18 protein-coding genes are annotated in these 20,759 nt (G+C 64.8%); 3 read left to right on the top strand and 15 right to left on the bottom strand.

The window, feature by feature from the left end; translation table 11 throughout:
• Positions 1 to 11: 11 nt before the first annotated feature.
• Both ABIA45_RS33825 and ABIA45_RS33820 read left to right on the top strand, forming a co-directional pair.
• Positions 12 to 1,574 (top strand): hypothetical protein, encoded by a 1,563-nt coding sequence (locus ABIA45_RS33825; RefSeq protein WP_404654930.1) that lies wholly within the window; start codon positions 12 to 14, stop codon positions 1,572 to 1,574.
• A 64-nt stretch (positions 1,575 to 1,638) separates the two neighbouring features.
• Complete coding sequence (locus tag ABIA45_RS33820; RefSeq protein WP_404654929.1) at positions 1,639 to 2,634, top strand: glycosyltransferase family 2 protein; 996 nt, start codon at positions 1,639 to 1,641, stop codon at positions 2,632 to 2,634.
• Positions 2,635 to 2,698: 64 nt separating this feature from the next.
• On the opposite strand, the gene ABIA45_RS33815 is transcribed toward ABIA45_RS33820, so the two are convergent.
• From ABIA45_RS33815 to tolQ, 14 genes are all read right to left on the bottom strand, one after another.
• Positions 2,699 to 4,138: a hypothetical protein gene (locus tag ABIA45_RS33815; RefSeq protein WP_404654928.1), complete on the bottom strand. Its 1,440-nt coding sequence runs from the start codon at positions 4,136 to 4,138 to the stop codon at positions 2,699 to 2,701.
• Between the two features lie 121 nt (positions 4,139 to 4,259).
• On the bottom strand, positions 4,260 to 5,492 hold the full coding sequence (locus ABIA45_RS33810; protein WP_404654927.1) for an APC family permease: 1,233 nt from the start codon (positions 5,490 to 5,492) through the stop codon (positions 4,260 to 4,262).
• Between the two features lie 9 nt (positions 5,493 to 5,501).
• A complete protein-coding gene (locus ABIA45_RS33805) occupies positions 5,502 to 6,341 on the bottom strand; it encodes a universal stress protein (RefSeq protein ID WP_404654925.1) in 840 nt (279 codons plus the stop codon).
• Between the two features lie 252 nt (positions 6,342 to 6,593).
• Complete coding sequence (gene ftsH, locus ABIA45_RS33800; RefSeq protein ID WP_035998585.1) at positions 6,594 to 8,516, bottom strand: ATP-dependent zinc metalloprotease FtsH; 1,923 nt, start codon at positions 8,514 to 8,516, stop codon at positions 6,594 to 6,596.
• A 276-nt stretch (positions 8,517 to 8,792) separates the two neighbouring features.
• A complete protein-coding gene (gene tilS / locus ABIA45_RS33795; RefSeq protein WP_404654923.1) occupies positions 8,793 to 9,848 on the bottom strand; it encodes a tRNA lysidine(34) synthetase TilS in 1,056 nt (351 codons plus the stop codon).
• 64 nt (positions 9,849 to 9,912) lie between these two features.
• Entirely contained in the window at positions 9,913 to 10,995 is a 1,083-nt protein-coding gene (gene ybgF, locus ABIA45_RS33790; protein ID WP_404546007.1) for a tol-pal system protein YbgF, read from the bottom strand.
• 207 nt (positions 10,996 to 11,202) lie between these two features.
• Positions 11,203 to 11,691, bottom strand: coding sequence for a peptidoglycan-associated lipoprotein Pal (gene pal, locus ABIA45_RS33785; protein WP_157283802.1), 489 nt, complete (start codon positions 11,689 to 11,691; stop codon positions 11,203 to 11,205).
• A gap of 244 nt (positions 11,692 to 11,935) precedes the next feature.
• Positions 11,936 to 12,697, bottom strand: coding sequence for an N-acyl amino acid synthase FeeM domain-containing protein (locus ABIA45_RS33780; protein ID WP_404654920.1), 762 nt, complete (start codon positions 12,695 to 12,697; stop codon positions 11,936 to 11,938).
• Between the two features lie 167 nt (positions 12,698 to 12,864).
• Positions 12,865 to 15,186 (bottom strand): bifunctional diguanylate cyclase/phosphodiesterase, encoded by a 2,322-nt coding sequence (locus ABIA45_RS33775; protein ID WP_271542929.1) that lies wholly within the window; start codon positions 15,184 to 15,186, stop codon positions 12,865 to 12,867.
• A 36-nt stretch (positions 15,187 to 15,222) separates the two neighbouring features.
• Positions 15,223 to 15,366 (bottom strand): hypothetical protein, encoded by a 144-nt coding sequence (locus ABIA45_RS33770; protein ID WP_404654918.1) that lies wholly within the window; start codon positions 15,364 to 15,366, stop codon positions 15,223 to 15,225.
• 78 nt (positions 15,367 to 15,444) lie between these two features.
• Entirely contained in the window at positions 15,445 to 16,791 is a 1,347-nt protein-coding gene (tolB, locus tag ABIA45_RS33765) for a Tol-Pal system beta propeller repeat protein TolB (RefSeq protein WP_404654917.1), read from the bottom strand.
• Positions 16,792 to 16,821: 30 nt separating this feature from the next.
• On the bottom strand, positions 16,822 to 17,781 hold the full coding sequence (locus ABIA45_RS33760) for a cell envelope integrity protein TolA (protein WP_404654915.1): 960 nt from the start codon (positions 17,779 to 17,781) through the stop codon (positions 16,822 to 16,824).
• A 4-nt stretch (positions 17,782 to 17,785) separates the two neighbouring features.
• Positions 17,786 to 18,238 (bottom strand): protein TolR, encoded by a 453-nt coding sequence (gene tolR, locus ABIA45_RS33755; protein ID WP_036021864.1) that lies wholly within the window; start codon positions 18,236 to 18,238, stop codon positions 17,786 to 17,788.
• A 43-nt stretch (positions 18,239 to 18,281) separates the two neighbouring features.
• Positions 18,282 to 18,998 (bottom strand): protein TolQ, encoded by a 717-nt coding sequence (gene tolQ / locus ABIA45_RS33750; RefSeq protein ID WP_008546343.1) that lies wholly within the window; start codon positions 18,996 to 18,998, stop codon positions 18,282 to 18,284.
• A 422-nt stretch (positions 18,999 to 19,420) separates the two neighbouring features.
• Between tolQ and ABIA45_RS33745 the strand changes: the two genes are divergently transcribed.
• Complete coding sequence (locus ABIA45_RS33745) at positions 19,421 to 19,939, top strand: DUF2231 domain-containing protein (protein WP_157283799.1); 519 nt, start codon at positions 19,421 to 19,423, stop codon at positions 19,937 to 19,939.
• A gap of 7 nt (positions 19,940 to 19,946) precedes the next feature.
• Here the strand turns inward: ABIA45_RS33745 and ABIA45_RS33740 are convergent, their stop codons facing one another.
• Complete coding sequence (locus tag ABIA45_RS33740) at positions 19,947 to 20,696, bottom strand: DapH/DapD/GlmU-related protein (RefSeq protein WP_404546003.1); 750 nt, start codon at positions 20,694 to 20,696, stop codon at positions 19,947 to 19,949.
• Positions 20,697 to 20,759: the final 63 nt, after the last annotated feature.

Raw genomic sequence — 20,759 nt, 5'->3', positions numbered from 1 at the left:
CACTTCATCAGATGGTTCCTTCCAGCAAGCCGATCCTGTCAGATCCGGCGCGTCCCGACCCGGACCGAGCCGTGGCGATGATCGTGCTTGCGATGCTGGCTGTGGTCTCGTTTGTTCCGGTGCTGCTGACGCCCATTCCGGCGATGGTCGATTATCCCAATCACCTCGCCCGCATGTCTGTTCTGAGCCAGAACGGCACCGCGGGTGCAAATCCGTACTACGAGGTGAGGTGGGCCTTCTATCCCAACCTCGGAATGGACCTGCTGGTCCCGCAGCTGGCGCGGTTGATGAGCGTCGAGAACGCGACGCGGCTGTTTCTGTTGCTGAGCCAATGCCTGATCGTCACCGGTGCGCTTCTGCTCGAATGGGTCAGGAAGGGACGCATCCATCTCGCCGGTTTCGCCGCGCTCGCTTTCCTCTATTGCCTGCCGTTCAGCTGGGGTTTCGTGAACTTCGAGTTCGGGCTCGGCCTCGCGCTCTGGGGCATCGCCGTCTATCTGATGCTGGCCGAAGGCCCCTGGCCGCTGCGCTTCATGGCCAATCTGATCTTCGTCGCCGCGCTCTATGTGGCGCATTTCTTTTCGCTCGGCATCTATGGCGCAACGCTCGGCCTTTTCGAGCTGTCGCGCATCCGCCAAGGGCGGGTCGCGTATCCCGTCGCGGCCGCGCGGCTGGGCGCGCTGGCCCTACCGGCGCTTGCGCTGCTTGCGATCATGCATGTCACGGCAGGCGCGATCGGAAGCCAAGGCAACGATTGGTTCCTCGCATTCAAGCCGGTCTGGCCGCTCCGCATCATGAACGGCTACAACCTGACGGCCGCGGCGGTGACCGGGCTGACCCTCATGACCGCGTTGCTGTTCGCCGCAAGGCGCGGCGTGCTCAGGCTCGAGCCCGCCGGGATCTGGATCGCGCTCGGTCTTGCGCTCCTGTACGTGGCCATTCCCTCGAGACTGTTCGGGACCTCTTTCGCCGACCTCCGCGTGTTTCCTGCTGCGGCGCTGATCCTGCCGGCGTTCTGCTCGCTGTCGCTGCCAAGCCGGGCTTGGCGGATGGCTGCACTCGCTGCGATCAGCGGCATCACGCTGATCAATCTCGCCGTTGTCTTCACGGTATGGCTGCCCTACCGCGCTGACTACGCGGCCATTGTCGAGTCGTTCCGCAAGGTCGAACGCGGCTCGCGCGTCCTCGTCAGCAATGCGGACGAAGCGGGCGACCCGCCCTTCGCCGATCTCACCGCGTATCCGATGTATTATGCGCCAACGCTGGCGGTGCACTATGCCAACGCGTTCGTGCCCAATCTCTTCACGGAGGCGGGCAAGCAGCCTGTTCGGGCCGTCGAGGCCGTGCGCCATCTTGCCACTCCGGATGGCGGATTGGTGTCCTCAGGCCTTCTCACCGCGATAGCAGCGGGCCGCCCGCCGGCGGACTCGCCGCGCTTTGTCCGCACCTGGTACCGGGATTTCGACTACCTCTATGTGCTGGGACCGCGGGCCGCAAACCCGCTGCCGGATCTGCTGGAACTATTGCAGACCTCGGATCGGTTCGTCCTCTATAGGATTCGCCGCAAGTCCTGAGAAAGGCGACCTTAACCACCTGCCCATAGACTTCCGCCCCTGCAACCCAGCTGGACTCCTTCGCATGGCGGCCAATTCCGGACCGATCCGCTACAGCCTCGTCATTCCCGTGTTCAACGAGGAAGCCGTACTGCCGATATTGTTACGCCGGCTCGACTTGCTGCTGTCCCGGCTCGACGGGCCGGCAGAGGCGATTTTCGTCGACGACGGCAGCAGCGATTCCAGCTCGATCGTGCTACAGGCACTCGCTGTGCGCGACTCCCGCTTTCGCTATATCGGCCTGTCGCGGAATTTCGGCCATCAAGTCGCCATCACCGCCGGCATGGACGCCGCGCAGGGTGACGCGATCATCGTCATGGACGCCGATTTGCAGGATCCGCCCGAAGTGATCGAGCAATTGATCGCAAAATGGCAGGAAGGCAACGACGTCGTCCACGCCCGCCGCCTGTCGCGCGAGGGAGAGAGCCCATTCAAGCGCGCGACCGCACACCTGTTCTACCGGCTGCTCGGCAAGATGTCCTCCGTAGGCATCCCCGCCGACGTCGGCGACTTCCGCCTGATCGATCGCAAGGTGCTGGACGCGCTCAGGCAGATGCCGGAGCAGGATCGCTTCGTACGCGGCATGATCGCCTGGCTCGGCTTCCGCCAGGCCGAGGTCACCTTCCATCGTCTCGAGCGCGCCGCGGGCGAGACCAAGTACCCCCTGTTCAAGATGATCCGACTCGCGGTGAACGCCGCGCTCGGCTTTTCCGATCTGCCCTTGCGCCTGGCGATCTGGTGCGGATTGACCGTCTCGGCATTCGCACTGCTCTACGGCGGCTGGGTCGTCGTGATGTGGCTGAGCAACGACGCTCATCTCGTGACCGGCTGGTCCTCGACCATCGTCCTCCTCTCGCTGTTGTGTGGAATGAACATGCTGATGACGGGGATCGTGGGCCTTTACGTCGGCCGCATCCATGCCGAAGTAAAGCGCCGTCCACTGTACGTGGTCCAGAAGCGAGCCGGCTTCGATCGCAACGAGGCGGCGACCGTACCCGCCAAGCACGTAATCAACGAGTGATCCGCCGCAATCATCTCGGACGTGAGGCCAACACCTGGTCTTCGATGCTGCTGCCGAGCGGGCTTTACTGCATCTCCCGGCGCTTGTGGACGACCGCCACATCGTCGCTGTACACGCGCTGCCAGTGCGGCAGCCGGTCAAGCATCGCTGTGGCGGGCGTATTCGGTGCGAGCAGCGTCGCGCGGATCTTGTAGTCGTCGAGCAGCTTGAGAAAATCTCCGAGGTCAATCAGCGCCAGGGCGCGATTGTAGCGGTCGATGAACGGTCCGCCGAACAGTTCCGCGCGGCCGTCGATGAAGGTTGGAATGCCGGCAAAGACCAAATAGCCGCCGAAGGAATAATCGTTGAGCAGCGGCCCCGCCTTGGCGAGGTCGGCACGGGCGACGGCCGCCTCGGGGGTGATGAGGTGAGCCGGCCGGATGTCGCGCGCCAGCGCCAAGCCACTCATCGCGGCCAAGATGCCGAATGCCGCCAGGTTCAAGCCGCGCGAGGAGCGGTCGGTCTCGTTCCCGCTCGGCCCGCCGAACCTCCGGGCCAGCGGGGCCGCGAGGTAGAGCGGCGCCAGCATGGCCAGCAGATCCGCATTGCGCATCTGCGCCAGCGCGAAATGGAGCAAGCCGATCACCACCAGGGTCCGCACGACCGGCAGCGTGACGCCGCGCGAGAGCGCGAAGATGCCCCCCAGCAACAGCAGCTCGAAGCCGCCGATGCGGCTGAAATCCTGCGGCCGCCATTCCGCGATCCAGGCGAGCGCGGGACCGAGGCCGAGTGTCGTGATCGGCATCAGCAGCGGTTCCGGCCCATGCGGCGTCAGACAGGATGCGGCGACGGCAAGCAGTGTGAATGGCACCCAGCGCAGCAGCACGCGTGGCCATTGGCTTCGCTCCTCGCGCAGCAGCGCCTCGAGCACCACGGGTCCAATCAAGCCAAGCGCCAACACTCCGCTGCCGTGCAGATTGCCCCACACGACCAGCAGCGGCAGGGCCCAGTATGGTGGCGGCCTGCCATGATCCATGCAACGCACCAGGGCAGCCGCCCAGATCACCATGATGGGCATCACGAGCACGTGTGGCCGCGCCAGCATGTGCGGCGCCGTCAGGATGATGGCCGCGATCACCATGATCAGCGTCTGGGTCGGCGACAGATCGCGCAGCAGGAAGTATGTGAGCAGACCAAAGGCGAGTGCGATCGCCGCGGCCGCGACGACGACGACGCCGGACCAGCCGGACAGAACGTAGGCTCCGGCATAGATGACTTCCGACAGCCATTCGAACGTGATCCAGGGCGCGCCATGCTTCGAAAACGAAAATGGATCGCTCGTCGGCAGGGTCCCATGCGCCATGATCCAGCGCCCGAGCTCGACGTGAGAATAGCTGTCGGGATCTCCGAGCAGCTTCGGGCCGACAGCCAGCAACACAGCGTAGACGGCGAGCCCCACAGCCCAAGGGAGCACTGCACGCGCCGAAAACGGTTGAACCGCGCTGGAGACGACCTGATCAGTCATGGCGGGCCAAGCTAGGCCTTAAATGTTAAGGTGTTCTTTAATGTTTCACCGATCGCGCGGGCGGAAGCGAGAGAACCGCCATCGCAACGCCCGGGTCCTCCGCCGAAACGCCACGCGGGCGCTATCCCACGAGGTCGATCAGGAGCAATGCGGCGCTTGTGAACAGTCCTGCGATCGGCACCCAAATGGGCACGAGGAACACGCCGGCGGGAGGCTTGGATTCTCTCGTCTTGATGCGAAGAAGCGCCAGGTTGACCAGGACGAAGATCCCGAGCGTCAGGCGTGAGGTCCATTCGGCCAATCCGGTCAAGGGAACGCCAAGGGAGAGGATCAGGATGGCGCCCACGCCGAAGAGGGTTGCAACCACCGGCGCGCCGCTTCTGGCGTTCACCCGGGCCAGAAAGGCCGGAAGGCTGCCTTGGTCCGCAAGCCCGTACAGCACACGTCCGATCATCAGCATGTGAACGATGATCCCGTTCACCGTCGCAACGATCGCGATGACGCTCAAGACCGAGAGGGGAAGACCGGTCAACCGCTGAAAGACAAGTGCAAGCGGAGCCGAGGCGTGCGCGAGCTCGGCCGGGGGCACCGCGACCACCGCAACCCAGACGACGATCATGTAGAGGAGCGCGGTCACGCCGAGGGTGATGAAGAGCGCCCACGGCAACGTTTGGGACGGATTCTTCATTTCCTCGGAGATGTTCACGAGGTGCTCGAACCCGATGAACGCAAACACGGCGAGCAGCGACGTCTGTGCGATCCCGGCCCACGCTGCTTTATCGCTCAAGGGAGCCAACAGTTCGGGCAGCCGGGAGACCAGGCCGTCGCCCTCAAACAGCCCGGCTCCGACAATGAGGGCCAATCCTCCGATCTCCACGACCGTCATCAAGCCGGCGAAGCTGATGGACTGAACCGCGGACAGGCAGGCGATCGCTCCCATCGCGAGCACGACGCCGGCGATGATCCAGCTGGCCGGCAGCGGCAGGAACACGCTGATGTAGCCGGCGCTCCCAACGGTGATGGTCGCGCCCGAAATCGTCGCTGCAGCCACCACGAGCAACCCTGTGGCACCGCTGAGCCATTTTCGATGAAACGCGGCCTGGACATAGGCGGCCTCGCTCGCCGCGACCGGCAGTCGCGTGCCCAGTTCGGCAAAGCTCCCGGCCGTCACGCCCATCACGACCGCGGCAGCGAGGAACGCCAGAGGTGCATGCATTCCGCTCCGGGCGGCGGCCGCGCCCACCAGGACGTAGATTCCGGCGCCGATCGTCACGCCGAGCCCGTAGAGGACCGCGTGCGTGAGCGTCAGCGATCTGACCAGTTTCGTAGACCCGAGCGGCGCCACCTCCTGCATCACCAGCCGTCAATGCGAAAACAGGATCGGGATCGGCGGCTTGGACAGCAGGCCCCTGGTCGCGCCGCCGAGCACGAATTCCCGCCACCTCGGCGTTCCGTACGCGCCCATCACGAGGACGTCGATGCCGTGGGATAGCACGTAAGATGCAAGGATCTCGTCGATCGGCTTGCCCTCGGCATCGATCTCATCGCGCACAACCTCGATGCCATGACGAGCGAGGTTCTTCGCCAGTTCTTGGCCGGAATGTCTGGAATCCAGGGGCTTTTCATTGGTGACAGTCACGAGGCGCACACTTCTTGCGATTTCGAGCAAAGGAAGTGCGTCGGAAACCGCTCGCGCAGCGGTACGGCTGAAGTCCCAAGCCACGCAGATGGCATCGAGCCGCAACGGACGCGACCGCGGGCCGGTGGGAAGGATCAGCGTCGGCCTGCCGGATTCGAAGATCACCTCCTCGGCGTATCCCAGATCATGGGAGTCCGGCACCGCCATGATCGTGAGATCGCGAAGCCTTGCATAGTCGACCAGCAGCGCGGCCTCGCTGGCGATTGCACATTGCTCGAAGATGGTCTCATGCCGGACGCCGGATTTGTCGGCGGAGGCTTCGAATGCGGCAAGCAGGGCTTTCGCATTCCCGCGGCTCTTGGCGGCCTCGCGCGCAACAAGCGCGGGTATGTCCAGGATGACATCCCCGAGCAGGCTTGCGCGCACTTCCGCATGGACCTCGCAGGAAATGGCTGCGAGGTGCGCACCCAAGGCGGCGGCCACCGAGACGGCATCGTCGATCACCGAAACCGGCGTCGGCTCCGGATAGCTCGCCAGGGTCAACAGAACATCCTTGAAAGCCATGTGTGCCTCCTTTGACGAGGCGGAACCTAACGCCGTCGAGATGCTCCTTCTTGACCCACCGCAACCGATTCAGCGGGATGGCTGTGGCAAAACGGCCCAGGCTCGAACGATGCGCCGGAACAGAACGCTCTGGTTCGGCGGCGCCTGCGTTGCGGGAGGGGCCAGCGCAATGCCAGCTCGCGAAGGCGCGCTCGGACAATAAAAAACGCGGCGTTACCGCCGCGCTTTTCGATTCTCAACTGCCGCTTGGAATTACGCCTGCGGCTGCGGCTCGAGGCCGGGATCCGGATCGGGACGCGGGCGCGGCTTGCCGGCCGGGGGCACGGCGGAGGCGCGCGGGGTGGTCGGCTCGAGCACCGACTCGCGGTTCGGCTTCTTGCCCTTGAGCAGGTCGACGATCTCATCGCCGGTCAGCGTCTCGAACTCGAGCAGGCCCTTGGCCAGCGTCTCGAGATCGGCGCGCTTCTCGGTGAGGATGCGCGTCGCCTCCTTGTAGCCTTCCTCGACCAGGCGCTTGATCTCGGAATCGATCTTCTGGACGGTGGCTTCGGAGGCGTTCTGCGTGCGCGACACCGACATGCCGAGGAAGACCTCGTCCTGGTTCTCGCCATAGGAGACGGTGCCGAGCTCTTCCGACAGGCCCCAGCGCGTCACCATCATGCGGGCCAGGCGCGTGGCCTGCTCGATGTCGGAGGCCGCACCCGAGGTCACCTTCTCGCGGCCGAAGATCAGCTCTTCGGCGACGCGGCCGCCCATCATGATGGCGAGGCGCGAGGTCATCTGCTCCAGCGACATCGACAGCTTGTCGCGCTCGGGCAGCTGCATGACCATGCCGAGCGCACGGCCGCGCGGGATGATGGTCGCCTTGTGGATCGGATCGGTCGCGGGCACGTTGAGGCCGACGATGGCGTGGCCGCCCTCGTGATAGGCCGTGAGCAGCTTCTCTTCCTCGGTCATGACGAGCGACTTGCGCTCGGCGCCCATCATCACCTTGTCCTTGGCCTCCTCGAACTCGGCCTGCGTCACCATCCGCTTGTTGCGGCGGGCGGCGGTCAAAGCGGCCTCGTTGACGAGGTTCATCAGGTCGGCGCCGGAGAAGCCCGGGGTGCCGCGCGCGATGGTCTTGAGATTGATATCGGGCGCCAGCGGAACCTTGCGAACATGCACCTTCAGGATCTGCTCGCGGCCGACGACGTCGGGGTTCGGCACCACGACCTGACGGTCGAAGCGGCCCGGACGCAGCAGCGCGGGATCGAGCACGTCGGGACGGTTGGTGGCGGCGATCAGGATCACGCCCTCGTTGGCCTCGAAGCCGTCCATCTCGACGAGCAGCTGGTTCAGCGTCTGCTCGCGCTCGTCATTGCCGCCGCCGAGACCGGCGCCACGGTGACGACCGACGGCATCGATTTCGTCGATGAAGATGATGCAGGGCGCATTCTTCTTGGCCTGCTCGAACATGTCGCGGACGCGGCTCGCGCCGACGCCGACGAACATCTCGACGAAGTCGGAACCGGAGATGGTGAAGAACGGCACGTTGGCTTCGCCCGCGACCGCGCGCGCGATCAGGGTCTTACCGGTGCCGGGCGGGCCGACCAGCAGCACGCCGCGCGGAATGCGGCCTCCGAGGCGCTGGAATTTGCCGGGGTCGCGCAGGAACTCGACGATCTCCTGCAGGTCCTGCTTGGCCTCGTCGACGCCGGCGACGTCCTCGAAGGTGACGCGGCCATGGGCCTCCGTCAGCATCTTCGCACGCGACTTGCCGAAGCCCATCGCCTTGCCGGCGCCACCCTGCATCTGACGCGACAGGAAGATCCAGACGCCGATCAGCGCGATGAAGGGCAGCCAGGAGACCAAGAGCGAGACGAACCACGGCACGTTGTCGCCGGGCGGCTTCGCAGTGATCTGCACCTTGCTGTCATAGAGGCGCTTCACCAGCGTCGGGTCGTTCGGCGCGTAAGTCTGGAAGCTGGAGCCGTTGGTAAAGGTGCCGTGGATGTCCGGTCCCTGGATCACGACGTCGCGCACATTGCCGCGGTCAACTTCGCTCAGCAGCTGCGAGAAGGCGATGTCCTGCGAGGAGGCCCGCTGACCCGGATTCTGGAAGAGCGTGAACAACGCCAACAGCAGCAAGACAATGATGACCCAGAGGGCGAAATTGCGCAGATTGGCGTTCATCGATCTTCCTTCGTGGTCGCGCGGATCGCGGCCGTGATCCTTGGGCAGTTGATTTGGTCAATGCGAGGAAATCCCAAGGAATCCTCATCGTTAGACGGATACAATTTAGGTGCCGCCCCGGTCGCTGCCAAGGGAACGAGATGGGACTATTTATCCCATCTTAGCGCGATTCCCGCTGAAATCATGGCGTCCGAACCCGGGTTTTTCCTGCCTGGTTAAGGTGGCCTGACGGCACGGACGCGAATTGACCGGTGTCATGATCCGCTCTCGTCGCGCTCATCTGCCCTTGCGCCGCCGGGCCGGCGCCGGCGCGATCTGGATACGCCCGCCGGCAAGGCTGATCAAGGCTCCTGCGAGGGTCTGCTTCAGGACCGGCCGGCCATTTGCGGCCGCGCGGGGGCTGGCGATCGCCCGATCAAGGACGGACATCAGGGTTTCGACCTTGCCGAGTTCCGCCCGCCCTTCATGGCCGAGCGCGTCGATGGCCCGCAGCAGGAGCCGCAGCCGCACCTCCTCCGGCAGGGCCGCAAAGGCCGAGGCCTCGAAGCTCCTGACGCCCGCCTGCGGCGCATCGCCGCGAGCCCGCAGGCGGAGGAAGCGCTCGGCGCCGTCGGCAAGCACCTCGACCGCCGCATTGGCCCGCGCCAGCCTTGCCGCGAGCCGGGCCAGATTTCTGGCATCGCCGCCCTCGGCCGCGAGGAGCGGCAGCAGCGCGCGCAGCCGCGGCCGTGTGAAGGCGGTGTCGCGGTTGGTGGGATCCTCGGCAAAGCCGATCCTCGCCCGCCGCAAGGTCGCGATCAGCTGCGATTTCGGAACGTCGAGCAACGGACGCGCCAGCACGATTCCGTCGCGCTCGGTGAGTGGAGCCATGGCGGAGAGCCCGGCAAGTCCGCTGCCGCGGAACAGGCGCATCAACAGGGTCTCGGCCTGATCGTCGCGGGTGTGGGCTGTCAGGACATGGCTCGCGCCGGCGGCACGCGCGGCCTGTGCGAGCAGGCGATAGCGGGCCTCGCGCGCAGCGGCAGGCAGCCCCGTCTTCGGCTTTTCACCGCGCCAGCGCAGCGTCCGGTGCGGCAATCCGAGCGCCGCGGCGAGCCGCTTGACCTCGCGCGCCTCGCGGGCGGCCTCCGGGCGCAGGCCGTGATCGATGGTGACGACCGTGAGTTGCGGGCCTCGCGCGAGGCTGCGCTGCCAGCGCGCTGCAAGCCACATCAGGGCAACCGAGTCGGGCCCGCCGGAGACCGCGAGCACCAGCGCCGGGGCATCCCTCAGGCCCGCGAAGAGCCGACTCGCCTCGCGCGCCGAGATCGGTGAATCGTCGTCGTCTGACATGACGCTGCAATCATCCGCGGATGGACCGAATGTTTAGCGCAACGCCATCCGCTTTGTCAGCGGATCAGCACTTCACTCGCTTCTGCTCGCGATCGACGGTGGCTTTGACGCCGGCGGAGGCGCGCGGATATTTGCGGCCGATCTCGCCGAAGGCGGCGCAGGCGGCCTCCTTCTCCTTCAGCGCGGCGAGCGACTGGCCGAGCCGCAGCAGCGCATCCGGCGCCTTGGCCGATTTCTCGTATTTGGTGGTGACGGCGAGGAACGCTTCGGCGGAATCGCGATATTGCTGGCGCTGGAAATAGCTCTCGCCGAGCCAGTATTGCGCGTCGCCGACCAGCGGGTCGCTCGGAAATTTCTGCGTGAAGTTCTTCATGGTTTGCTCGGCCAGCGCGTAGTCCTTGCGCTGCATGTAGCCGATGCCGAGGTCGAACTCGTCGCGGGGCGTCGCCGACGGCGGCAGGGTGGCCAAAGCAGCGCCACCGGCCGGTGCGGGATAACCCGATTGTGCCGGCGGATAGCCGGGCTGCGCGGCCGGCGGCACACCTTGCTGGTAGCGCGGGCTGGTGTTGGCGAGATCGAGCGGCTCGCCCGCATTGCGGCCGCCGCCAGGCGTGACCGCCGGCATCGGCTGCTGCCCGCCGCCGAGTGCGCGCGGCGCGCCGGGTGCATTCGGGTTCTGGTTCGGGTCGAAGGCATCGCCGCGGCGGCGCGTGCCGGGTGCACCGGGCGCCGGCTGCTCCTGAACGATCGGTGCGGGCGCGGCGATCTGCGGCTGCTCGTAGCTCGGCTGCGCGGCTTGCTGTTGCGGCGGCGGCTGGCGATAGCCGGGCGCGACCTGACCTGGTGCAATCTGGCTCGGTGCGATCTGCGCGGGCGGCATCGCCGCGACGTTGGGTGCCTGCCCGGGCGCCCCTTGCGCGCCGCCCTCGAGCGCCCGCAGGCGCTCTTCGAGCTGGCGGTTGCGATATTGCAGCTCCTCGTTCTGGCCGGTGAGCTGGCGCAGCCGGTTCTCCAGCCGCTCGATCCGCATCTCCGGGTCGGCATCATCCGACTGCCCGTAGACCGATTGCGCAAGCGCGGGCGAGCACAAGGAGAGCAGCGCGGCGGTCGCCGCGGTACCGGTAAAAGCCTTAAATCTGGATGACATCTTGCCCTGACGACGAAAGCGAAATGGCCTGCGACGGAACCCTCGACGCGCCACACATTGAAGTGGAGTACGCCAAAAATGTGACTGATACCAAGGGGTTTTCAGTCACAGAATGCTGAAACGAAACCGGCGCCCGAGAGGGCGCCGGCATCATCCAATTGCAAAGCTGAACGGGGCCTGACTGACCGCCGGGGACCTGACCGATCGTCAGGAGCTGGCGTTCAGGACAGTGACGGCGCGGCGGTTCTGCGACCAGCAGGAGATGTCGTTACAGACGGCGACCGGCCGTTCCTTGCCGTAGGAGATCGTGCGCATGCGGTTCGGGTCGATGCCGCGCGAGGCGAGGAACGAACGCACCGACTGGGCACGGCGGGCGCCGAGCGCGATGTTGTATTCGCGGGTGCCGCGCTCGTCGGCATGACCTTCGATGGTGAAGGCGTAGCGCGGATAGGTTTGCAGCCACTGCGCCTGCTTCTCCAGGGTCACGATCGCCTGCGGGGTCAGATCGGTCTGGTCGCTTTCGAAGAACACGCGGTCGCCGACGTTGACGACGAAGTCCTGCTGGCTGCCGGGCGTCGCCGCATTGGCCATCGCATCCGTCGCGGCATTCTTGTTGGCGCAGGCGCCCATCGACAGCGCGACGGCGAGCACCGCGGCCAGCTTCAATCCCTGGAGGATACGCATAGGATGTCTCATTCCGGAGCCTCCACGCTCACGTTAGTCCACTGCTGTCCGGTCTACAGGGGGTTGGTTAAGCGAACGTTCCGTCAACCTTGACGGAACCTTGCCTCAGCCGGTCAAATGCCCCCAACCAGCGAAAAGCAAACGTCATGGTTAATGGGTTGTAAATGTGGCGCGAGGGTGAAGGCAAGCCGCGTCGGCCGGCAAAAGAGCCGGCACTTGCTGGAATTTTGGGCCGAAATGACCGGGGAGCGCCCGCCTAGACCGAACCGAGCGCTTGAGAGACCACGTCCAGGGTCCGCGGCGTGGTGAGCAGAATCGGCCGCGTGGCGGCCTGGCGGGGGATGCTGCGTTCAAACAGCATGCGCCGCTCGAACGCACTGGAGCGCATGATCGGAAAGCGCGCCAGCACCTTGTCCCGCTGCCGCCGGACGTCTGTCGCCATCAGGACCGCCTTCTTGGTGGGCCAGCCCGGAAAGCCCCGCGGCTCCGGCGAAATGGTCTCGTGCAGGAAGATGCGGCGGTAGAACGCCTGATGATCGGTCCGGATCATGGCAAGGCCGGTGTCGGCGTTGAAATGATCGCACGCGACAAAGGCGAGGCGGACGGTCAAATAGGGCAGCTCGGGAAAGCGGTGGTGCTTGTCGGGATCTGCAACGAGCCGGCACGGATCGACAAAAACCTCGCCGCGATCGAGGCGGGGATGCAGGATGTCGCCGAACACCTCGGTGGTATAGGACATCCGCCATTCCGACGTCAGCAGATGGATGCGGACGGAGCTGCAAAGCTCTCCGTCAACGTAGACCCCGAAATTCCAGGTGTTGGGCGTTTCGTCGAAACGATCGCTGACGCGCAGTGAAGGTGATGGCTCGATCAGACCGGCCTGCAGATAGGCGCGGTAGCGCATCAGATACAGGTTGTCCTTGTCCTCGGGCGTTTCGATGAGCCGATAATCGATGCGGTCAAACAACGCGGCGCCTCGTGGAAGGAGCGCCGTGTTCGGTTCGGCTCCGGACTTCATCTGCAACCTCTGACTCCAAGCAACTTCCACGAGTAGCCAGACCTTAATGGTTCCTTAACGGAATTGCAAAGCTATAGAATCGTTAGGGTTAACCTTTGCGAGCCCGCAAGACTACGGTGCAGATGGGAGCCGATTGCGGGAGTGGAGCTGTCGGGAAGGGATCGGGCCTATCGCGACGACACGAGGGCGAGCTGGTCGTCGGGCACGCGACGACCATGCGAGGCGTTGAGCAATTGCCGGATCCGCACCGCCGGTACGGGCCGGCTGAACAGGTAGCCCTGCCCTTCGGTCACGGTGCCGTCGGCGCTGATCAGCTCGAGCTGCTCATTGGTCTCGATGCCTTCGACCACGACGGCCATGCCGAGATCGGCGGACAGCCGCGCGACACCGCGCAGCAGCGTCAGCGGCCGGTCGGAATCGATGCCTTCGAGGAAGGAGCGATCGATCTTCACCTTCTGCATCGGAAAATTGTGCAGGTAGCTGAGGCTGGAATAGCCGGTGCCGAAATCGTCGAGCGAGATGCGCACGCCGAGCGCATGCAATTGCGACAGGATGTCGTGGGTGAGTTGGGTGTTGCGCAGCAGCGAGGACTCGGTGATCTCGATCTCAAGACGATGCGCCGGCAGGCCCGACACTTCGAGCGCGTAGCGGATTTCGTTCAGGACGTCGCGCTGGTGGAATTGTTGCGGCGAGAAATTGACGGCGACGCTGACACCCTCCGGCCACTTCATGCATTCCATGCAGGCGCGGCGCAGGATCCAGCGGCCGAGATCGACGATCAGGCCCATGTCCTCGGCGACCGGGATGATGTCGACCGGGGAGACCGTGCCGCGCACCGGATGATTCCAGCGCAGCAGCGCTTCGCAGGTGGTGATCTTGCCGGACCTCAGATTGACCAGCGGCTGGAAGAACAGCTCGAATTCCTCGTTGGCGAGCGCCTTGCGCAGGTCGAGCTCGAGGATGCGGCGCTGCTCGACGGTCGCGGCCATCTCGTCGCGGAAGAAACAATAGGTGCCGCGGCCGTCGGCTTTGGCGCGGTACAGCGCCATATCGGCGTTCTTGAGCAGCGTGTCGGCGCTGGTGCCCTCCGGCGAGGTCAGCGCGATGCCAACGCTGGCGCCGATCTCGACCAGATGATTGTCGATGCGGTACCGCTCGCTCAACCGCTCGACGATGCGGCGGGCGAGTGCCGCGGCGTCCTCGGGCGCCGTGAGGTTCTGCTGGAACACGACGAACTCGTCGCCGCCGAACCGGGCGACGAAATCCTCGGGGCGCAGCATCTCGCGCAGGCGGTTGGCGACGGCGCACAGGAGCTGGTCGCCGCAGGGATGGCCCAGCGTGTCGTTGACCTGCTTGAACTGGTCGAGGTCGATGAACAGCAGCGCAGAGAGCTGCGCCGCATCGTGGGAGACAGCCAGCAGGTGCTCGATCTGGTCGCGGAAGTTGACCCTGTTCGGCAACGCCGTCAGGTCGTCGTATCGCGCAAGATGGGTGATCTTGGCCTCTGCGTTGCGCCGCTCGGTGATGTCCTCGAGCAGCAGCACCGCCCCTCCGTCCGCCATCGGCTGAACGGTCCAGCACAGCGACCGATTTCGCTCCAGGTTCGCCTCGGCGGTGATGATCTCCTTCTCTCGCGAACTTTCGATGCCGGCGACGATATGCTCGCCGTCCGCGCTCGAGATGGATCTTGCCTGCACGCACGCCGCGATGATGTCGCGCGCGCTGGCGCCGCTCCGAGGCAGATGGTCAGGCAGGTTCATCATCGCCGCGAAGCGGTGATTCATCACCGCGAGCTGGCCATCGCGATGGAACATGCAAAGACCGTGCGGCATGTTGTTGAGGGCGGTATCGAACTGGCCCGCAAGTGCGGCTTCGCGTTCGCGCGCCACCACGGCGCCCATGAAGATCCGGTGCAAGTTGACCGAGAGCTGCATGATCGCCAGCAGGAAGGCCGCGCTCACAACGGCCATCGCGATGTAGTAGGGCGTGCCGCGCCACGCCAATGCCAACACCGCCGGGGCGAAAATGAGCAGCGCCTGCAGATGGAAGATCGACGGTCGTCCGTACGCCCTTCCCGCTCCCCCTGCGGCGATGCCTGTCGTGACCGACAGGGCAATCATATGCGCGACCGCGTCGTCGGTGGCGAGCAGAGTCGTGCCGCACCAGATGCCGATCGCTGCAGCTTGGATCTTCGCGCCGATCTGATACCGCGCCTGCCAGCGTTTGGCCGCCTCGGCGGTCACGCTCGACTTGCGTCCCTGATAGCGCCGCAAATCGATCGCCCGCACCGTTCCGGCCAAGACGAGCAACGCCACGCACGCCCAAATCAGGGTCTCACCTGTCTTCAGCGCAGTCAGCGCAGCACCGATCGACACGAAGATGAGACCGGCCAGCAGCGGTCCGGGCGCTTCAAAGAGCGAATCGATCTGCGCCGCCGGATTGACCGGCGGCGGCTGCCCCTGCTCTCCGCTCTGGCTTGCGAACTGCATTTTGGTTTGTACGCGCGTCCTGTTCAGCGCGTAGTCTTACCCAGCCGAGATGAAGCTTTTCTGAGGGAACATCGTTAAAGTCGGGTTGCTTTTCGGCAATAGCGAAATGATTTCCGCTGGAATATCAAGCAGGTAGGCAAGCCTTGCCGGGCGCAAGGTGAAGGAAGTGTTGCCGGTCACGGCAAACTCGGAAAAAATCGGCGCGGTTTTTCGAAAACATCGCGCGTCTGAACGCGCGATGTTTCAACTGCGCCGTTGTCAGCCCGAGGTCGAGGACAACAGTGGCGACCATGCCGGGTCCGAGGCAAAACCCGGCGTCGGCACTTTCAATTCGTTGCGGCCGGAGATGTCGACCGAGTACAGCGACGGTCCGCCATTGCCGCCAGGATCGCGGAAGAACATCAGCACGCGGCCGTTCGGCGAGAAGGTCGGGCCTTCGTTGTGAAAGCCGGAGGTGAGCAGCCGCTCGCCCGAGCCGTCGGGCTTCATGACGCCGATCGCGAACTGCCCGCCGCCCTGCCGGGTGAAGGCGATGTAGTCGCCCTTCGGCGACCACACCGGCGTCGAATAGCTGGCGTTGGTGTCGTCCTTGGAGAAGGAGATGCGCTGCGCCTGTCCGCCGCCCGCGCTCATCACGTAGATCTGCGACCTGCCGCCACGATCGGACTCGAAGCAGATGCGGCTGCCGTCCGGCGAATAGGACGGCGAGGTGTCGATCGCCGGCGTGTCGGTGAGACGCGTGGTCGAACGCGAGCGCAGATCCATCACGAACAGGTTGGAATTGCCGCCCTGCTGCAGGCTCATGATGACGCGCTGGCCGTCCGGCGAGAAGCGCGGCGCAAAGGTCATGCCGGGGAAATTGCCGACGATCTCGCGCTGGCCGGTCTCGATGTTGTAGAGGTAGACCTTCGGATCGCCCTGGCCGAACTCCATATAGGTGATCTCTTGCGAGTTCGGCGAGAAGCGCGGGGTCAGCACGAGATCGGAGCCGCGGGTCAGATAGCGCACATTGGCGCCGTCCTGATCCATGATCGCGAGCCGCTTGACGCGGCGCTCCTTCGGGCCGGTCTCATCCACGAACACGACGCGGCTGTCGAAATAGCCCTTCTCGCCGGTCAATTTCTCATAGATCTGGTCGGAGATGATGTGGGCGATGCGGCGCCAATATTCCGGCGAGGTGAAATATTGCTGGCCGGTGAGCTGCTGGCCGGAGAGGACGTCCCACAAGCGAAACTCGGCCTTGAGCCGGCCGTCCGGCTGCCGCGTCATGCGGCCGGTGACGAGGGCCTGCGCGTTCAGGGTCTTCCAGTTCTCGAATTGGGGCGCGACGTCGATGTTGCTGATGCGCTCGATGAAGGCGGCCTGGTCGATCGGCGCAAACAGACCTGAGCGCTTCAGATTGTTGGTGATGACCTGCGTGACGCCATTGCCGACATCTCCGTCAGAGGGAGAACCAGGCACGAAGTTGCTGATCGCGATTGAGATGGGTTGGAATCCGCCGGGACTGACTTGAAGTCGCCCCTGCGCGGTTGCGGCGCGTGTGGCCAGCAGGGTAACTGTCGATCCCGCGGCCGCGATAAACCCACGTCGCGTCAGAAAAGGCATCTTATCCACCTGAGTCAATTCATGTCTCATCTAATGCGGATCTTTCATATCGAAAGTCAGCGCAATCGTTTTCCACGTGTCGTACTGGGACTTGGGCAAGAATGTGTAGGCCTGACACTCTTGGATCGCACGCTTGGCACTCTCCGCCATCGCATTTGCAACTGTCCGAGACGGTCCTCGCACAGCGACGATGACAGGAACTGAAGCGAGCGTGCCATCGGGACGCATCTGTATGTCTATGTCGGCCTCAAACTGATCCCTGTCCTGAGCATCGTAAGGGAATTTGAAGCAGTGCTTAACCCTGGAAACGAAAGCTCCCTGCCACGTCGCGACGTTGTTTGCGGCTGTCCCTGACGTCGAACCCAGTGATGCCGACGCATTCAGCGCCGAGCCGGTCTGCTCGTGCCGCGTCGCGGCGCGCTTGTCGAGGTCGCGCTGGATCTGCGCGGGGTCGAACGTGCGCTCCTTGGGCTTGGGCTGCTGCTGCGGCTGCACCGCCGCGACCTTCTGCTCCACGGGCTTCGGCGGCGGCTTCTTGGTCTCCATCTTCTTCTGCAGCTCGGCGATCGGATCTTCCTTGGCCGGATCAGGCTTCTTTTCCTGCGGCTTCGGCTCTTCCTTCGGCTTGGCCTCCGCCACGGGCTTCGGCGGCTCCGGCTTCTTCTCCACCGGCTTCTCGACCGGCTTCGGCGGCGGCTCCGGCTGGGAGTTGGTCTTGATCAGCTCTTTCTTCTCGGTGACCTTGCCGACGGCGTCTTCCTCGGGCTTGGGCTCCGCGATCTTCTCGACCTTCGGCTTCGGCTCCTCCTTCTTGCCGGTCTTCTGCCCCGCCATCATCTTGGCGAGCTGATCGGAGGAGATGATGTCGATCGGAAGCGATTCCTGCGTAGCGATGTAGGCCTTGCTGCTGAAGGTGACGAGCCCCCATCCCAGCACGAGGACATGCAGGGCAATCGACGCAACGAGTGTCTTGTCGACGTTCACCTTCACGGCCTCAAGACCCCTGATCCGCTTCCGTGACGAGCGCCAGCTTCTTGAATCCGGCGCCCGAGAGCTGGCCCATCACCTTGGCCACGGTGCCGTAATCCGCCTTCTTGTCGGCGCGCAGATAGATGCGTTCCTCGAGGCCGCCGCGCGCATCGGTGATCGCCTTCAGCTTCGGGATCAGCTCGTTCAGCGCAATCTCGGTGTCGTTGATGAACACCTTGCCCTTGATGTCGACCGACATCTGGATCGGCTTCTGGTCGTTGTTTTCGAGGCTCTTGGCACTGGTCTGGGGCAGGTCGAGCGGGACGCCGACCGTCAGCATCGGTGCCGACACCATGAAGATGATGAGCAGCACCAGCATGACGTCGACCATCGGCGTGACGTTGATCTCGGCCACGACCGGCTTGCGCCGGCCGCGGCGCCCGCCGCCGCCGGACGAACTCGCAACGTTCATGGCCATGATCGCGTGCCCAGATTGCCCTTCACACTATACATGCCGTCCGTCAGCCCCGCTCGTCGATCTGACGAGACAGAATGGCTGAAAATTCATCAGCAAAGCCCTCGAGCCGCTGGGCCTGCCGGTTCACCTCGGAGGTGAACTTATTGTAGAAAATAGTGGCAGGAATGGCGGCGATAAGGCCGACGGCGGTCGCAAACAGCGCCTCGGCGATACCGGGGGCGACCACCGCCAGAGAGGTATTTTTCGAGGCCGCGATCGACTGGAAGCTCGACATGATGCCCCAGACCGTGCCGAACAGGCCGACGAAGGGGCCGGCGGAGCCGACGGTCGCCAGCACCAAAAGGCGCCGTTCCAGCCGCTCGACCTCGCGCGCAATCGAGACGTTCATCACCTTGTCGATGCGCATCTGAAGCCCTGCGACCGAGCGGGCATGGCTCTCGAACGAGCGCTTCCATTCGCGCATCGCCGCCACGAAGCAGGCCGCCATGGAATGCGTCGGCTTGGCCGACAGCGTGCGATAGAGCTCCTCGATCGACTCGCCGGACCAGAACGCCTGCTCGAACCGGTCCATCGAGCGGCGGGTGCGCGCGTAGAGAAAGATCTTGTCGATGGCGATCGCCCAGACCCAGACCGAGCAGGCCAGAAGCCCCAGCATCACCGCTTTCACGATCCAGTGAGCCTGCCAGAACAGCGCGATCAGCGACACGTCGGCGGAGGCAGCAACCGGAAGGGCTGACTGAGCCAATTCGGCCGGATTCATAAGCAGTATCCTCTCAAGGCGATCGTTACCTAATGTCCTTCGGCCAGCAAATCGCGGCCGGTGTTCCCCAACAGCCGCGCTGGACCCGCGCGGCGGGCAAGCCCGCTCAAAGCCTTGTCTTTCTGGGGTGCAGGGCTCGTCCAAAGGCTCGTCAAAAGCCGGCCGCCTGCATTCCCCGCCAAGATGTCAAAACTAAGGGGCCTCGACCCCAGGCCTTGACGTCGGGCTCCGGGCACGCCTGTCCGCACATACCAGAGCCCGCCGATGGTTAATGCGGGGTTACCGGCGGCGCATTTGGTTGCAGGAAAGGCAGTCCGTGCAGGGGGATGGACCCCGGATCCCGTGTTCCGGACGCACCGGCCGGAGGAACCTGCTCTCGCGCCAAAAATTGTCCGGAAAATCACTCTCAGCGAGGTCCTGCCATGTCCATCAACCCCAAGACGACCGCCGCGATCGGCGATCACCCGCTCCACCCCATGCTGATCCCGTTCCCCGTCGCGTTCCTGGTCGGCGCCCCCATCGCCGATCTCGCCTTCATCGGAACCGGCGACGGTTTTTGGGCACGCGCCGCGATGTGGCTGATCGGCGCCGGCATCGTCATGGCGCTGGTTGCCGCCGCAGCCGGCTTTACCGACTTCTTCAGCGAGCCGCGCATCCGCCGCCTGAACGACGCCTGGTACCACATGATCGGCAATCTCGCGGCGGTGGTGCTGGCCCTGGTCAATTTCTATCTCCGCTACGCCCAAGGCGCGGAGGCGGCGATCAACCCCTGGGGCGTCGTGCTGTCCCTGGTCGTGGTCGGCATCCTCCTGTTCACGGGATGGAAGGGCTGGGAAATGGTCTACCGCCACCACGTCGCGGTGCTGGACGCGCCGGGCCAGACCAGCTCGGAGCCGGTCAACCCGCATCATGGCGGCGAAAGCCACCGCCGCGCCGCCTGAGCGACAGTCAAGCGGACGAAGCGGCCGCAAGGCAATTGGTGAGCCGCGCGGGATTGCCGATTGCGGTGCAGCCGCCAGGCACGTCACCGGTCACGACAGTCCCGGCGCCGATCTTGGCGAAGTCGCCGATCTCGATGTCGCCGAGGATGGTCGCGCCGGAGCCGATGAACACGCCGCGACCGATGCGAGGCGAGCGCATCGGCAGGTCGCCATGGCGTCCGATGCTGACATTCTGAAGGATGGTCGCCTCGTCGCCGATGACGACATTGGCACCGATCACGATGCCGGTGGCATGGTCGAGATAAACCGACGAGCCGAGGCTCGCGGCCGGATGAATGCTGACCTGCAGGACGTTCGAAGCCTCGTTCTGCAACAGCAGCGCCGCATCACGATGGTCATGACGCCATAGCCAGTGCGAGACGCGCCAGGACTGCAGCGCGACATAGCCCTTGAAGTGCAGCAGCGGCGGCAACAATCCGGCGATGGCGGGATCGCGGAGCACGATGGCGGTTAGGTCGCGGCCGGCCGCTTCGACCAGATCCGGTTGGCCGCGAAAGGCATCGCGGGAAAACGTCGTGAAGCGCTCGCGATCGGCGGCGCTGCCGCCCAGCCGACGCCCGATCAGATCGGCCAAGGCAGCGGTAAAATCGTCATGGGCAAGGATGGCATCGGCGACAGCCTTGCCGAAGACGGGATCCGCCGCTGCGGCGCGCCGCGCCTCGCCGCGTATCTCCTGCCAGAGGATGTCGCTCGCCATGATCGCAGTCTCCGTCCGCATTGCCGCCTGCGGTGTTTTGACGCTTGCTTCTCGCTGTCGAAT

It is taken from the genome of Bradyrhizobium sp. USDA 336 (genome assembly GCF_044908355.1).
Taxonomy (GTDB): domain Bacteria; phylum Pseudomonadota; class Alphaproteobacteria; order Rhizobiales; family Xanthobacteraceae; genus Bradyrhizobium; species Bradyrhizobium yuanmingense.
This window is presented reverse-complemented; position numbering and strand designations above follow the sequence as displayed.